Genomic DNA, 14,003 nt, shown 5'->3' with positions numbered 1-14,003 from the left:
TTGGAAAGTTGTAGAGAAAGCCGCCCTGCCAGGCGGTTTTTTTTCGCCTGCGATTCCTGTACTGGATGGATTCGCAGGTATATCCGTCATCTACTGGCGCAATGCCAGATCTCTCATAATTCCCACCGTCAGACGGCCTACGGCGTCAGGCAGCGGATCTCTGGGATGGAAAAGGCCGGCGCTCGACAGCGGCATAACCGCCATCTGGGAGCTCGAAAACGCTGATATCCCGCTTTGCGACCAGCGCCTTGTGGATGGCAGGCGCCGTCACGCGGAGAAGCCTGGCAGCCTCGGACTGCCCTTTTTCAGCAACGAATTTGTCGAGGGGGGTCTCGCTCATGATCGGGCCTCGGTTGTTCATGCTTCGGATATTAACCATCGGTTGATTATCTGTCCATACCGATGGTTTCTCCCAATTCTTTAACCATTGGTATATGTTCGCGCCATGACCAAGAAACGAATCCTCCCTCCTGACCGCCTGGCTGAATGCGAGGCTGCGCACGCGCTGTTCCTCGCCCGCAAAAATGAGTTGAAGCTCAGTCAGAAGAAAATCGCCGACGAAGCGGGCATGACGCCGGCAGCGGTGAACCTCTATTTCAAAGGCCTCAACCCGCTAAACGCTAAGTTCGCTGCGGTGTTGGCCAGGCTTTTGGAAGTGCCGGTTGAACAGTTCAGCCCACGGCTAGCGGACGAGATCCGATCGCTGCGGTCGCTTCCAGCTGGCGACCAGGAACACAAGAAAGGCGCGGCAGAAAAGGTAATGGCGATGCTGAAGCAGCACGCCGGAAAGAAGCTGGATGAGGATGCGCAGCAGAAGATCGCGGCTGCGGTTGCAGAGTCTCTGGTTGAAGATCGCCCAAGCAATGTCGTGTCCGCTGATTTCTCCGGCCTGAAGGTGAAGAAAGACGAGATCTTCATCCCGCAATACGACATACGCGCCTCGATGGGGCACGGCCAGGTACCCCCTGACTACACCGAAGTCATGCGGAACGTGATCGTGAAGGAGTCGGTGCTACACGAAAAAGGGGTTACTTATACCTCTCAGTCTGCGCTGGCCATGATCTTCGGCTGGGGACAGAGCATGGAGGGCACGATCAACGACAAGGATCCGCTGATCGTTGACCGTGGAGTGAATGAGTTCGTCGGAGACGGTATCTACGTCCTGACTTGGCACGGCCACCTGTACATCAAGCGCCTGCAGTTCTTCGACGAGGACCACTTCTGGCTGATCTCTGACAACGAGAAACACAAGGATCAACAAGCCAGGATCGACGACGTCACGATCCATGCGAAGGTCCTATTGATCTGGAACGCCAAGAAAGCCTGATGAAGCCCGCCGCAAGCGGGCTATTCCGTTAGAACGGCGCCTCCTCTTCAAGCGCCTCCAGCTCTTCGATCGGCGCCTCCCGGTCGTCGACGCTCTGCATCTCCCATTCGATTTTTATTCCGCCCTCTTCCAGCTGCGTGATCTCCAGGCCATCCGTTTCACTAAGAATGCGCATGATCTCGCCCCACTCAGCATCACCATCTGTGTCCAGTCGATGAATGGCCACCCAGCGCTGCTCCTGCGCTTTTGGGTGATTGATCATGTTGGATACCCTCAATCCCAGCCGCTCTAGCGCAGTCATTCCTTGATGCTGCTGCGTCGGCGCCGTCTTGTTTTGCTTGGCCATGACACCTCCTTATTAACTGTATATGCATCCAGTAAACCGGATCATAGCGCACGCCTTTGAAAAATAAATTAACCATCGGTATTGACGTTAAAAGCATACCGATGGTTAACTTTATCCATCGGGGCGCAACACAGCCTCGGCAGGCCTGACAAGCCACCGCTCTTTACACAACCAGACGTGACCACCTCGACGCACCCAGGCCATCACCTGGGTCGGGACAAGCTAAGTCGTCGACCACGCAGCCTCTGGATAGCTGCCGGACTCCCACATGGAGGACGCCAGACCATGCGAGCCACCTGATGCGTAGCCAGTAGCTGCAGCAGGCAGTGGTGGGGAAACCCGGCGACGAGCATGGCGAGGATCAAAAACCATAGGAGGAACCTGCCAATGAAGCATTAAGCCCAGCCGACGAAACGGGTCGGCAAACCGCGCATACGTGCCCTACACAGCCGGCCCAAGGGCTGCACTCAAGCGCGGAGCAACATGATCCCCAACGACCATCGCCGTATTCAGATTGAAGGCGATGCGAGGGAAGCCCAAGGCCAACGCATTGAGTGCAGAGCTGCCATCTGGGGCGGTGACGCCAGACGATTCCCCGGTGCACCTCAAGTGGGGTGCATCAGGGGGAATCCACTGGAGCAATTCGAATGACCACGATTATCCAAGACAGCTTCGATAGCGGTGCCCAGGTCAGCCTGGAGATGGACAAGAACGAAGGCGAGCTCTTCGTATTCCACTGCCCGGCAGGTCAGGGCTGCAAGGTGAGTAAATGGCCGCTGGATAGCTATCACATGCCAATCGCGATGGCTCATTACGAGCAATGTCTCGATCTGGAACGAGCAGCCTTCGAAGCCTGCTCCAAGTCAGCCTGACTTTGACTGCCCGATCTACCTGGTTTCCCATCACCAGGCTGCATCGGTGTGTGATCTGGATGCGCAGGCTTGCGCACAACTGGAAGTGATCAGCCCGTCTGACGTATGTCGGGGTAGCACCAGCGGCGGCCAGGTAAAGCTGAGTCGAAAAAATGAGCCCGGCGCCGAGCCGGCCAGATCACACACCGCTGCAGCCCGTAAGGCACACGACCGTGCGCTTTACAGCCCGTAACACTCACCAACATCAACCTTACACGACTGCATTGGTCGTGACGTTCGCCCTCCCCTGGTCCGGGAGGTACACGGCAGCGAGCGTCACGACCAATGCAGCCTACCGAGGACCTTTCATGGAAACGATCACTTGCGGCTCATGGATAGGCCAGCTCGGCAAGGCGCTGGCACCACGGGAGCTGGAAGCGCTGTTGTGGGTGGCCCAAGGCCTTACCACCAAGGAAATCGCCCGAGAGATGGCGGTAAGCCCGGGCACCGTGGCCAACCGTATCGAAGCCGCACTGTTTAAGCTCGAAGCCGGACGCCGCATCGAGGCGGTCACCAAGGCCATGCGGCAGCAGATCATCAGTCCTCTCTGCATCGCCCTTGCCGGCCTCATCGCCATGCACGCGGTGATCGACGACAGCGACCCAATACGCCGCGACCGCCGTGCGCCGGAGCGCCGCACCGCCCAAGTTCGAATCGTTCGCAAGGCCGAAGCCTTCGCATACCACGCCTGACAAACCCGAGGATCACCCCATGCAGACAGCAATGCACCCTGCTTTCGAGCAGAAGCTTGCCGTGCTCGCGGCCCTGCTCGAGCGCAGCAAGTCAGTGAGGGCCGAGGCCCATGCCAAGATCGGCCAGACCGCACCCCGCTACCAGGCATCTGGCAAGGGCGCGACGTGGGATGTGATTGAGATCGCAACCGGGGCCAAGCAGGGCTTCGCGTACAGCTACCGGACAGCCATGCGGTTTGTGGATGCGATGGAGGCAGGCGCAGCCAGCAAACAAGGCGGCCTGCAATGATTGGGCAATCGAACAGCCGCGACCAAATTCTGGCCCAGCTCACCGCCAGCATCGACAGCTTCTTTGGCGACGGTGGTTCCGTCGAAACCCTGCCCGGGTTCGAGTACGTGCCACACCGACCTCATCGCGACCTTGAGCCAATGCGCGCATCCGTCGCCGCCCCAGTCAACAAGCGGGTGGCTGCTCGGCTGAAGCAGCTTGATGAGCTTCGCGAGCTGGCGAAGACCATGACTTACAAAGAGGCAATGGCTCACACCGGCCTCGCCCAAGCAACGCTCGGGCGGGCTGCCGCACAAGGCAAGTTCAAGTTCCAGCGCGATCCGAACTACGGCATGAGCAACCTGGGCAAGAAACTAAGCGACCCCGTCGAAGACCTGGCGAAGGCAGAAAAAATCATTGCTTACCGCAATGTCGGGATGTCCAGGGCAGACGTTGTGCGCGAGCTGAAGATCTCCTTCAAGCAGCTGGGCCGACTGCTCCGAGAGCTTGAAATCGACTTCCCGACCACTGCCGAGAAGCGAGCGACGAGAAAAGCATGAAACGCATCACCTCGCGCGTCCGGCACGGCCGGCGCCAGCAGCACATCAATCTGCCGCCCAGCGGCATCGCCCATCAGGAGACGCAGCAATGTCCAAGCCCACTGACACCACAGAGTTCCTGCAGGAGCTCAACGGCGGCGCCTTCGCCAGCCAAATCGGTCACGCCCTTTCGGAAGTAGCCGCAGGCGTTGTCGATCACGGCAAGGCAGGGAAAATCACCATCACCCTGGACTTCAGCCAGATCGGCGACTCCCACCAGGTAAAGATCAAGCACAAGCTTGACTACAAAGTGCCCACCAAGCGCGGCACGCGCAGCGAGAACACCAGCCTCGACACGCCGATGTACGTTGGCACCGGCGGCAACATCTCCCTCTTCCCCGAAAAGCATGACCAGCTCTTCAACCGTGACGAAGCACCGGTACACCCACGCTCCTAACTCACAGCATCTACAAGGAATAGCGCATGTCCCTCAGCAAAGAAGCTCTCGAACTGATCCAGGAAAACACCATTGCGGCAGTTGGCCGCGATCTGCCGGCCTTGGGCCCGGTGGTCGTTGTCCCGCAAAACTTCAACGTGGTTGATCTCGAGCGTTATCAGGAAGGCCGCAACCGCTTCCGTGGCACCTACTCCACCCACTCGCTGGCTGATTACAGCGCCTATGTCGTCGAGCGCGCCGCGCCAGCAGCACGCGGCTTCATAGACCAGGACAACATGAGCTGCATCGTGCTGTTCAACATCGGCACCGCCGAAGAGCCAGGCCATGCCGATGACCGCGCCGTGCTGCGCCTCAAGGCTTCCGCTGCGTTCGCCGCCGTTCAGGCAGTATGCGGCCAGAGCCTGGTGCAGAAGGCCATGAGCGACTGGATCGAAGACTGGAACCAGCACCTCGCGGCCACCGATGAAAATGGCCAGACCATGACCATCGCCAAAGCGATTGCTGCGGTTCGCACCATCACCGTGAAGGCATCGTCCGAGAGCGACCACGCAGTAGGTGAAACTCGCGCCAGCCGCAGCACCATGGACCAGATCGAAGCAAGCAGCAAAGATACCCTGCCGGCATGGCTGGACTTCAAGGTCATTCCGTTCGAAGGCTTGGGCGAGCAAGTAATCCGCCTGCGCGTGTCGGTCATCACCGGAGGCTCGCAACCAGTACTGAAGCTGCGCTGGATCGGCGAAGAAGCCCAGCGCGAGGCAATCGCTCAAGAGTTCAAGGCTGTTCTCGACGCCAAGGTGGGCACTGCCGCGAAGCTCTCGCTGGGAACATTCGACGCGAAGTGACCTCGCTCAGCGCCACAGATCACGATCTCCCGGTGTGTGGCGCTGGAGTTCAAGCGCAAGAGCATGCTGATGAATCAGCAGGATCCGGGGGATGAACTGTTAGCCCCTACAGACTCTCAAACTCGCCGCTTCGCCCCTTAGGGAGAGCACGCACTGCAGCCTTCAAGGCAGCCCGAATATCATCTCCTGTAAATGAATGATCACAGCCCTCGCAGCTACTACCTACGATCTCTTCGAAGGTTTGAGGCCTGGTATTGAAAAGACTAAATGGCATCATCCCGCACCTTGGGCAAACAATGAGAAAGCTGCTATGCCAGGGAGTTTTGCTCACAGCGGACCACCTATGTATCAATTTTTTTTGTAATCCTAGCTTCCGCGCAAGTTCAACTAGGCCACGCCGTATTCGGCCACGGAGAGCGTTCAGGCTCAATCACCTGCGCGACTATCACCACAAGATCTACCGCACGTGACTATGGCCGTAAAACTACCGGTGAAGCTGTGCCGAAGCTCTCGCGGCATGTCGTAGGAAAAGTGGATCAGCCAGGAACCGTCGCCCAATAGCACAGCCTCCCGACGGTACTTAGCAACCTGATCCTCATCAATTCCGAGAACTGCTGCGACTTCTTGGTTTGTTGGCTCGCGGTCCATCGGGGATTCATCTCCGTGTGCTGGAAGACAACAAATACTCCCACTGAAACCAAATTGCCACTATCGCGTAACTGCCGCGCGAGGCCGCACATGCGTAAGATTCACGCCGCCAACTGACCCGCCAGCGCCTCGCATCCCCCGCTAGCGCTCCGTCAGATGAACGCCAATAGCAAAAGCCGCCATGACTAGGACTACCTCTGCCACAACGTAAGCAACGAAGAACTCATCCGAAAACATGCCTGGATCTCTGAGAGGCCGCATTGCCCTGTGCAGTGCGGGATTGGCTCAGAGCCATCACCGTTCGCAAAAGTTCATTCACTACGCGGCGCTGCCCGCCAGCCCTAATCGAAAACGCCGCCTGATGAGGCGGCGCTGACTGACGAAGACCGGACGTCACCAGGTCTTCGGCTCTGACTTTTTATACGAGCCACCGGTCATGCACTTCTCGACCAGGTCTTCGCGGGCCTTGTTGTCTGGAAGTGTTTTCAGGTAGTCGGGCTGGCAGTGCTCGGATGTCGGTTCATAGGCAGCGGTGTCGACGGTGTCTTCTTTGCAGCCAGCCAAGCTCATAACGAGTGCCGCAGCGAGGATTGGGGCAAGGTATGACTTCACGGCTTGAACCCCTTGTCCTGGCTCTCATCAGGCGGAGTGATGTTCCAGAGATTCTCGCTGGCCTCCTGCTGTGCCTGCGCCTTCTTCTCCTCCTCGGACTCCCAGCATCCGCTGAGGGACAGGGCAGCAATGGCGATGATGGCTGAGCCAATGATGGTGCGTTTCATGAGGTTCCTTCCTGTGAAATGGCCGGGCGTTATATCAAACATCCCCACCCCTCCGCAAAACGTGGCGCCGTGCCATCAGCCAGCGCCTTCCCCTATTCAACGATAACGACTCACGCCACCCTGGCGAGGACCGCCCATGTCTGCATTTCAGAAAAAGAACCCGCTCGACTTCAAAACCCAGTACGGCCTTGGCTTCGATCCGCAAGACGATGAGATCGTGGTGGACTTCTTCTGCGGTGGCGGCGGCGCCGGTACCGGGCTGGAGATGGGCCTGGGCCGCCCGGTGAATGTCGCAAAGAACCACAGCCCGGCAGCGATCAGCATGCACACCGTCAACCACCCGCACGCCCGCCACTTCCCCACTGACGTATTCGAGGGTGATCCTGACACGGAATGCCAAGGGCGCTCAGTGGGCTGGTTCCACATGAGCCCCGACTGCACTCACCACAGCCAGGCCGCCGGCGGACAGCCGCGCAAGCGTGAAATACGCAACCTGTCTTGGATCGGCCTCAAGTGGGCCGGCAAGAAGAAGCCACGGGTGATCAGCCTGGAGAACGTTAAGCAGATTTTGCAGTGGGGCCCATTGATCGCGAAACGCGACAAGGCGACCGGGCGCGTGGTTACCCTTGACCTAGTACCGCATCCGTCCAATCCGAAGAAGGCCGTAAACCGCGTGGCCGAGCCGGGCGAGCAGGTACCGGTATCCAATCAGTTCCTGGTACCGAACCCCAAGCGCCGTGGCATCACCTGGCGCCGCTTCGTCCAGTTGCTGGAAGGCATGGGCTACCAGGTGGAATGGCGCATTATCAAGGCGTGCGACTTCGGCGCTCCGACAAGCCGCGAGCGCCTGTTCATGATCGCCCGCTGCGACGGCCAGCCAATCGTGTGGCCGAAGCCTACCCACGCCAAGAGCCCGGTCAAGGGACAGCAGAAGTGGCGCACCGCCGCGGTGTGCATTGACTGGAGAGTCCCGAGCAAAAGCATCTTCGGTCGCAAGAAGGAGCTGGCAGCAGCAACGCTGCGCCGTGTGGCCAAGGGCATGAAGAAATTCGTACTGGACAACCCGCAGCCTTTCATCGTGCCGATCGCCAACTGGTCTGGCGAGCTGGCCCAGTCGGCAAATGAGCCGCTGCGAACTGTGACCTCCTGGCCGCGCGGCGGGTCATTCGCTGTGGCTAGCCCAGTAATGATTGGGGCCGGCGGCCCGGTCTATGCGGGAAAGCCAGTGCCAGCCGACCAGCCGATGGGCACCCTTATGACCCAGAGTCACCGGGCGCTGGTGACAGCCTTCATCGAACAGGCCAACGGAGGATTTAACACCACGCCAGCGAAGGGCGCAGACGACCCGCTGACCACGGTCACCAACACCGGCAGCCAGCAGCGCCTCGTGACCGCCAGTCTGGCTACTCTGCGCCGCAACTGCGTAGGGCGTGCAGTAGATGACCTGGTGCCGACAATGACCGCCGGCGCCGAGCATCACGCCCTGGTCGAATACAGGTTGTCACCAGAACATGAGGAAGGCGCCCTGCGCGTCGCGGCATTCCTGATCAGCTACTACGGCACGGAAAACATCAGCACGTGTGATGCCCCAGCGCCGACGGTTACCACCAAGGACCGCCTGGGCCTGGTCACCGTCTTCGTGAAGGGAACGCCCTATGTGATCGTAGATATCTACCTTCGCATGTTGCAGCCGCACGAGCTCTACCGCGCCCAGGGCTTCCCGGCCAGCTACATCATCGACAAGGGAGCCGACGGCAAGCCGTTCACCAAGACCGAGCAGGTGCACATGTGCGGCAATAGCGTTAGCCCGCCGCCTATGGCTGCCCTCGCCCGCGCAAATGACCCTTGGCGATCAGCCACTGCCCAGGCTGTTGCAGCCTAGTCTTCGACAAGTCGGAACTGCATCTCCACCGGGCCGCCAGGTGCACGCGATTCCATAACTGCAACATGTTTGGCCCCGCACTGCTGGCAGTAGAAGACCTGACTGTCCAGCACTTCATCGTGGTCCAAGTCGGCGTCAGTTTCTTTCTCACATTTCTGGCAGATGAATTTTCTACTCATCTCCGGTGCTCCTAACCCACAACACATTCAGCGTAGCCGGTCTTTTAGCCGGCCTCTGAGGTATCCCCATGCCCACAGAAAACCGATCCAGCACCATCGAGCAGCATGACCATATCGAGGGGATCATCGATATGGTCAGCGCCCCCTTCCAGCACGAAGACCGGTACATAGTCATCAAGCGCAGCGACCTGGCGCTACTGTCACCTGTCGACTCAGATCTCGCGCACTCCTTTCTCGAAGGCGTGATGTCACTGATGGCCGAGTGGAACTGCCCAGCGCGGGAGTGCCTGGTGATTGAAAGCGATTGGCCGGAGTTCGCGCCAGCCTGGGCATCCATTGAAGCGCGCGTTACAGCCCGGCCAGCCCCGCAGCCCCACCCCGAGCCGATAGCCTGGATGGTTGGTACTGCCATCTGGTGGACCAAAGAAGAGGCTGAGCGGGATGCGGCAGAGACTGGGCTGCCGCTTGTTGGCCTGGGGCCGATGTCTGAGTCGAACAAGCCGACGATCCCGGAGGGCTACTGTCTCATGCCAAGGCGGCTCACTGCCGAGAACGGTGCCAAAGCACTGCTGCTCGGCGAGTTCAAGCTGGAGGTCACGCGCGAGTGCCCAGAATGCCTGGAACTGGACGAGCCAGCAGATGGCTGCGAGATCTGCGATGGCGAGGGTGAGTACGCACAGCGCCACACGATCCCGTGGGACATGATCAAGTTCATCTACAGCGAGGCCGTGAAGGGTCTTGCTTTCCAGCGGAACGTGACCTGCAAGCCATCATGACATTCGGAGTACATAAGTACTCCACCCGGCTGTAACCCCTCTCCCCTCTACTTTGAGGCGGCGAGACGATTGGCAGTTGGAGCACCGTCAATAGCAATCCGGCGGGCCCGGCCGACGCCCCATGCCAGCGCTCTAGTCATCGACTCACCCGGGCGCGACTCGAAAGCCTCCTCATGAAGCGCAGAGCCGCTCGGGGCGTATACACCGATGAACATCTGCGTGTTACCCGTTCGCGACAGTCGCACCTGGACATCTATGAACGTTCCATCGTCGAGTGTTTCGTCATGAGTCCTATGGTGAAGCGTCGGGTCAGCCCAAGACCAAAAAACATCACCGCGAATTCTCATGCCGTCCTCCTTCGACTTCAGTTGTATGCATCAACCCACCATAGCCAAACCGAAGCGGTTCGCAACCGCACCTGCCTGTTTCGTGATCTGAATCAGACTATTGGCCATCACCAATGCTCCTAACCCCTCCCCCTTCTATTCACTGCCGCGATATGGCGGCCAAGGAAGTCGTATGCTCGAAGCAAACATCAACCAGCACCTGAGCACCCTCACCGCAAGCCAGCTGGCCAAGCTGCTTGTCATGCGCAAGGGCCTCCAGTTCGGCTACGGCTACACGTTCACCGACGATGATGGGCAGTCTACCGACGTCGATCTGGCCTTCCTGGCTGCGGCACCTGGCGAGCTGCTCGAGGTTCTTTTCGAAGAAAACGAGCATGACGACGCCATCAACGAAGTGCGATACGAAGCTGAACAGGTCAGCGGCATCCGCGAGTGGTGCCACTACAGCTGGGGAAGGAACTACGACATCGACGTGAAAGCATTCATCCTGCCTGACGGCCGCGCCCTGGCTTTCTGCGAGATGAGCGGCGGCGGAAAGCACGGCGAGCCGAATGCCTACCCGTGGGTGAATGAGGCCAAGTTCATCAAGGTCGCCGGCGTCGAGGAACGGGTCATCAAGATGTACCGGTTTGAGGAAATCAAAGACGGCGCTGAGGTGGAGCCATGACCCGCCTCGCCCTCTGCCTCCTTCTGCTGGCCACCGGCGCCAGCGCAACCGAGAACGTTATCGACGTGCAGCACGACAGCCAGCGCGGCGTCACCTGCTACCTGCTCAACGGGGTCGGCATCAGCTGCATCCCCGACAGCCAGCTGCAGGCCGGCAACCAGCGCCAGCTCTCCCCGCACGAAACACAACCTGAACCTACACCCGCACTGGCGCCTGGGCGCTGGATTGATGAGAGGTATCAGCTGTGAGCAAAGCCGCCCGGAAAGATGTGCTCGACGAGATGACCAAGGAAGACCTGGTGGAGTGGATCAGGTCTCAGCACTTTTTCATAAAGCCCAAGAAGAGCGATGTGCTGTATCTGCGCTGGAAGCGGCAATCGGCAGACGTTCTGACCGAAATGGAGAAGGAGAACCGCGCGCTTGACCATCTGGACTTCAGCGAGCGGGATCGACTGGCTCGGCAGTTCAACGCGTCAATAGATCCAAGTGAGCGGCTTCGACTGGTCGAGAAGATAGAGCCTTATGACAAGGCCCTGAGAGACCACCTGAACCGCTCCGAGGCGATCAACCGCAAGCAAAAGCGAGTGGATGCACTCTACGACCAGATCGAGGTCGAGCGGAAAAAGGAGTGCCGATGATGACCGACCTGATCGAAGTGAGGGTATCCAACCTGATCGGCGCGCCGCTGGACTGGGCGGTGGCCATGGCCGAAGGCTTCGGCACAGACCCTGAGTGCAGGACCACAATCTGGCGCAGCCGGACTGACCCTACCAGCGCCAGCATCCGCGGCGCGACTGATGGCTTCGGCTATCGCCCTTCCAACAACTGGGAGCACGGCGGCCCGCTGCTCGAAAAGCACCAGGCAGGGTTGAGCCATGACCGGTATTTGTCAGGCGGGCCATGTGGCTGGAGCGCAGGCCCGCTCAACTCGACCTGGCTTTCCGGACCTACACCCCTTATCGCCTTCTGCCGTTCCCTGGTTCACGCAAAACTTGGGCCGATCGTGCGGGTACCAAAGGAGCTACTGCCATGATCGCCCTCGCCTACATGGCCTACCTAGTATGGAAGGCGCCGCGATGAGCAAGCCGCATGCGCGAACCCGCACCGGTGCGAAGGTTACCCTCACCGTCGAACTGACGAACCTAGGATCTTGGGGGCCGGACTGCACTCTAGACCAGGTCTACCGGCAGGCCCGAGAGGCGGCGATCGGTCGCCTGAACAAGGTATTCAAGGACCACCTTGATACCACCCGCATTCTTGGCCCAATCGTCGTCGAAGCCGTAACCACCGACCTCGAAAAGCGTTAACCCCTCCCCCTATCACTCAAGCCCGCCGACATGCGCGGGCGAGGATGACCTATGTCCGCAACAGAACGATTCCACCACACCGCGAACGACTGCCTGGAGCGCCTGGCGGCCGATCTCTGGCCGGAAGCCAAGCTGGCTCTGGTCATCTACACCCCTGAAAAGCCTGAACTCGACATCGTGCTCAAGGACAGCGGCCTCAACGTTGACGAGGTCGTGAGCACCCTGCGCCGTCGCGGTGGCCTGGGCCTGGATGGCGAGAACATCTACAAGCGCCTGCTCTGCGACGCGATCATCGGGGCCATGGCTTGCGGCAAGCAAAACAGCAACCCGCCGCCTGCTGATCACTGGGGTCAGGAGTTTTGGAATATCGGCCGGGCCGAGGGCGCACTGCAGGAAGAGCTGATTCAGGCGCTCCGCCTGGCCCGCAAAGAACTGGACGCCTGCCAGCGGGCGATCCACTACGCCGGCGGCTTCGATCCAGCTTACGTCGACGATGCCCAGGCGGCGCTCAAGGTCGCCGACACGGTGCTCGAGAAAATGCCCGCCTGACCCCAACCTGCCGCCACCGGCGGCGTGGAGACCAACATGCATTCAAAAAGGAAGAAGCCAGGCGATGAACGCGCCGGGGTGGAAGAGGCCGTTGCCCAGGAAATGGACAAGGTAACGGAGGAAAAGATGGCCGAACTGCTGGGAATCACGCTGCGAGCGCTTCAGACCCGGCGCCAGCGCGGGAAAATCCCTGAAGGCGTCTGGAATAAGAACGGCCGCAACATCATGTACAGCAGATGGAGATATGAGGAATGGCTCGAAAGCCTGTGGGTCTGCCCCCTGGAATTGAAATCCGAGGAGACTCGCTCCGAATCCGTTTCACTTGGAACGGTGAGCGTCGCGGGGAAACCCTCGCCCATCCCCCGACGGCGCAGGGCATCCGCGCAGCCAGCCGTGTACGTGATCAAGTAGTAAACCTGATCCGCCACGACCTGCTGGACGACGAGAAGTATGCCGAGCTATTCCCGGGCTCGGAGGTGGCCCGCCGGACGGCGGAGTCCATCCCGAGCCTGGGCGCCTACACCCAGATGTGGCTGGATAGTCGCCACATCGTCGAAGGCACCCGCAACAACTACAAGAGCGTGTTCAACATCTACTGGATGCCGTACCTCGGCCTACGCCGGATAGACATGATCACGCCGACCATGCTTCGCGGGGTCATTTCGCAGATCCAGTGGACGTCAGTTGGCGTCAAGCGGAATGCGATCATCAAGCTGTCCAGCGTTTTCAAGACAGCGGTCCTCGATGGTTTGATCGCCAAGAACCCCACCAACTCGCTCGATAAGCCAAGGGCCGTCAAGAAGGTCGTAGACCCTTACACCAGGGCGGAAGCAGAGGCGATAATCTCCCACCTGTATGCGACGCTTCAGAAATACTCGCAGATCTACGCAGCGTTCTTCGAGTTTTGCTTCTTTACTGGAGTCCGCCCTGGCGAAGCAATGGGCCTGAAGTGGGAGGACATCGACCTTGATCAGCGCTCCGCGACGGTTCGCCGGATCATCGTTAACCGTGCCCCCCAGGAACGCACGAAAACCAAGCATCATCGGGTGGTCCTGTTAAACGAGCGAGCACTAAACGCCATCAACCAGGCCCAGCGAATGGCTACTCTTCGTCGCATGGCGTCCAAGTCGGCCCACCCTACTAGCCCCTTCGTGTTCCAACCTAGCAAAGGTGGGCTGTGGATTAACGAGCCAAGTGTTACAATCCGCCACTTCAAATCGGCGCTGAAGGCGCTGAACATCCGTGAACGCCGTCAGTACGACACCCGCCACACCTACGCAACCATGTGCCTGATGTCTGGGATGAACCCCGCGTTCATCGCGAGCCAGCTCGGCCACAGCGTCGAGATGTTGCTCTCTACCTACGCGAAATGGATCAGCTCCTCCTCGGACTGGAGGGAGCTGGAGAAGCTGCCGCCCCGAGTCGAATTGGCCCAAAATTGGCCCAAAACTGACGAGAGGGCCTAAATACACCTCTGGAACCCCCGCA

Annotated in this window: 21 protein-coding genes; 16 read left to right on the top strand and 5 right to left on the bottom strand. The window is 59.5% G+C overall.

The genetic code is table 11. The annotated features are described in order from the left end of the window. Positions 1-145: 145 nt before the first annotated feature. A complete protein-coding gene (locus tag N805_RS06260; protein ID WP_026034465.1) occupies positions 146-340 on the bottom strand; it encodes a Cro/CI family transcriptional regulator in 195 nt (64 codons plus the stop codon). 105 nt (positions 341-445) lie between these two features. Here N805_RS06260 and N805_RS06255 point away from each other — a divergent pair, with 105 nt between their 5' ends. Further along, the gene (locus N805_RS06255) at positions 446-1,327 is read left to right on the top strand and encodes a LexA family transcriptional regulator (protein WP_014591194.1); all 882 of its coding nucleotides are present in this window, start codon (positions 446-448) and stop codon (positions 1,325-1,327) included. A gap of 28 nt (positions 1,328-1,355) precedes the next feature. Here N805_RS06255 and N805_RS06250 read toward each other — a convergent pair whose 3' ends face one another. Continuing rightward, a complete protein-coding gene (locus tag N805_RS06250; protein ID WP_014591195.1) occupies positions 1,356-1,673 on the bottom strand; it encodes a DUF1654 domain-containing protein in 318 nt (105 codons plus the stop codon). Between the two features lie 647 nt (positions 1,674-2,320). On the opposite strand from N805_RS06250, the gene N805_RS06245 reads away from it, so the two are divergent. The 6 genes from N805_RS06245 to N805_RS06220 all read left to right on the top strand — a co-directional run bounded on the left by N805_RS06245 (position 2,321) and on the right by N805_RS06220 (position 5,382). Beyond that, positions 2,321-2,545 carry a hypothetical protein gene (locus N805_RS06245; protein WP_019471598.1) on the top strand — a complete coding sequence of 75 codons (225 nt, stop codon included), beginning with the start codon at positions 2,321-2,323 and terminating at the stop codon, positions 2,543-2,545. 347 nt (positions 2,546-2,892) lie between these two features. Continuing rightward, complete coding sequence (locus tag N805_RS06240) at positions 2,893-3,276, top strand: response regulator transcription factor (protein WP_019471597.1); 384 nt, start codon at positions 2,893-2,895, stop codon at positions 3,274-3,276. 19 nt (positions 3,277-3,295) lie between these two features. Next, a complete protein-coding gene (locus N805_RS06235) occupies positions 3,296-3,565 on the top strand; it encodes a hypothetical protein (RefSeq protein WP_019471596.1) in 270 nt (89 codons plus the stop codon). Beyond that, positions 3,562-4,104 carry a hypothetical protein gene (locus N805_RS06230; protein ID WP_019471595.1) on the top strand — a complete coding sequence of 181 codons (543 nt, stop codon included), beginning with the start codon at positions 3,562-3,564 and terminating at the stop codon, positions 4,102-4,104. Before N805_RS06235 ends, N805_RS06230 begins: the two co-directional genes overlap by 4 nt. A gap of 88 nt (positions 4,105-4,192) precedes the next feature. Then, entirely contained in the window at positions 4,193-4,540 is a 348-nt protein-coding gene (locus N805_RS06225) for a hypothetical protein (protein WP_016485684.1), read from the top strand. Between the two features lie 26 nt (positions 4,541-4,566). Beyond that, a complete protein-coding gene (locus tag N805_RS06220) occupies positions 4,567-5,382 on the top strand; it encodes a DUF2303 family protein (protein WP_019471594.1) in 816 nt (271 codons plus the stop codon). 1,041 nt (positions 5,383-6,423) lie between these two features. On the opposite strand, the gene trbK is transcribed toward N805_RS06220, so the two are convergent. Continuing rightward, positions 6,424-6,642, bottom strand: a complete 219-nt coding sequence (gene trbK, locus N805_RS29675) for an entry exclusion lipoprotein TrbK (RefSeq protein ID WP_033692269.1) — start codon at positions 6,640-6,642, stop codon at positions 6,424-6,426. Then, on the bottom strand, positions 6,639-6,809 hold the full coding sequence (locus tag N805_RS30460; RefSeq protein WP_019471592.1) for a hypothetical protein: 171 nt from the start codon (positions 6,807-6,809) through the stop codon (positions 6,639-6,641). Before N805_RS30460 ends, trbK begins: the two co-directional genes overlap by 4 nt. A 136-nt stretch (positions 6,810-6,945) precedes the next feature. Between N805_RS30460 and N805_RS06210 the strand changes: the two genes are divergently transcribed. Together N805_RS06210 and N805_RS30455 are read left to right on the top strand one after the other, a co-directional pair. Next, positions 6,946-8,691 (top strand): DNA cytosine methyltransferase, encoded by a 1,746-nt coding sequence (locus tag N805_RS06210; RefSeq protein ID WP_019471591.1) that lies wholly within the window; start codon positions 6,946-6,948, stop codon positions 8,689-8,691. Positions 8,692-8,938: 247 nt separating this feature from the next. Beyond that, on the top strand, positions 8,939-9,646 hold the full coding sequence (locus tag N805_RS30455; RefSeq protein ID WP_019471589.1) for a hypothetical protein: 708 nt from the start codon (positions 8,939-8,941) through the stop codon (positions 9,644-9,646). 47 nt (positions 9,647-9,693) lie between these two features. On the opposite strand, the gene N805_RS30925 is transcribed toward N805_RS30455, so the two are convergent. After that, on the bottom strand, positions 9,694-9,993 hold the full coding sequence (locus N805_RS30925) for a hypothetical protein (protein WP_019471588.1): 300 nt from the start codon (positions 9,991-9,993) through the stop codon (positions 9,694-9,696). A gap of 172 nt (positions 9,994-10,165) precedes the next feature. Here N805_RS30925 and N805_RS06190 point away from each other — a divergent pair, with 172 nt between their 5' ends. The 7 genes from N805_RS06190 (at position 10,166) to N805_RS06160 (ending at position 13,981) form a co-directional block, all read left to right on the top strand. Next, complete coding sequence (locus N805_RS06190) at positions 10,166-10,660, top strand: hypothetical protein (protein WP_019471587.1); 495 nt, start codon at positions 10,166-10,168, stop codon at positions 10,658-10,660. Then, entirely contained in the window at positions 10,657-10,908 is a 252-nt protein-coding gene (locus tag N805_RS06185; protein ID WP_014591205.1) for a hypothetical protein, read from the top strand. The genes N805_RS06190 and N805_RS06185 overlap by 4 nt, the downstream gene beginning before the upstream one ends. Next, on the top strand, positions 10,905-11,297 hold the full coding sequence (locus N805_RS06180) for a hypothetical protein (RefSeq protein ID WP_019471586.1): 393 nt from the start codon (positions 10,905-10,907) through the stop codon (positions 11,295-11,297). The genes N805_RS06185 and N805_RS06180 overlap by 4 nt, the downstream gene beginning before the upstream one ends. Beyond that, entirely contained in the window at positions 11,297-11,692 is a 396-nt protein-coding gene (locus tag N805_RS06175) for a phage protein NinX family protein (protein WP_019471585.1), read from the top strand. Before N805_RS06180 ends, N805_RS06175 begins: the two co-directional genes overlap by 1 nt. 43 nt (positions 11,693-11,735) lie before the next feature. After that, positions 11,736-11,966: a hypothetical protein gene (locus N805_RS06170; RefSeq protein WP_019471584.1), complete on the top strand. Its 231-nt coding sequence runs from the start codon at positions 11,736-11,738 to the stop codon at positions 11,964-11,966. Positions 11,967-12,017: 51 nt separating this feature from the next. After that, complete coding sequence (locus N805_RS06165; RefSeq protein ID WP_019471583.1) at positions 12,018-12,515, top strand: hypothetical protein; 498 nt, start codon at positions 12,018-12,020, stop codon at positions 12,513-12,515. A gap of 251 nt (positions 12,516-12,766) precedes the next feature. Further along, a complete protein-coding gene (locus tag N805_RS06160) occupies positions 12,767-13,981 on the top strand; it encodes a site-specific integrase (RefSeq protein WP_019471582.1) in 1,215 nt (404 codons plus the stop codon). Positions 13,982-14,003 lie beyond the last annotated feature (22 nt).

This window comes from Pseudomonas putida S13.1.2 (genome assembly GCF_000498395.2).
In the GTDB taxonomy this organism is placed as follows: Bacteria; Pseudomonadota; Gammaproteobacteria; order Pseudomonadales; family Pseudomonadaceae; genus Aquipseudomonas; species Aquipseudomonas putida_Q.
This window is presented reverse-complemented; position numbering and strand designations above follow the sequence as displayed.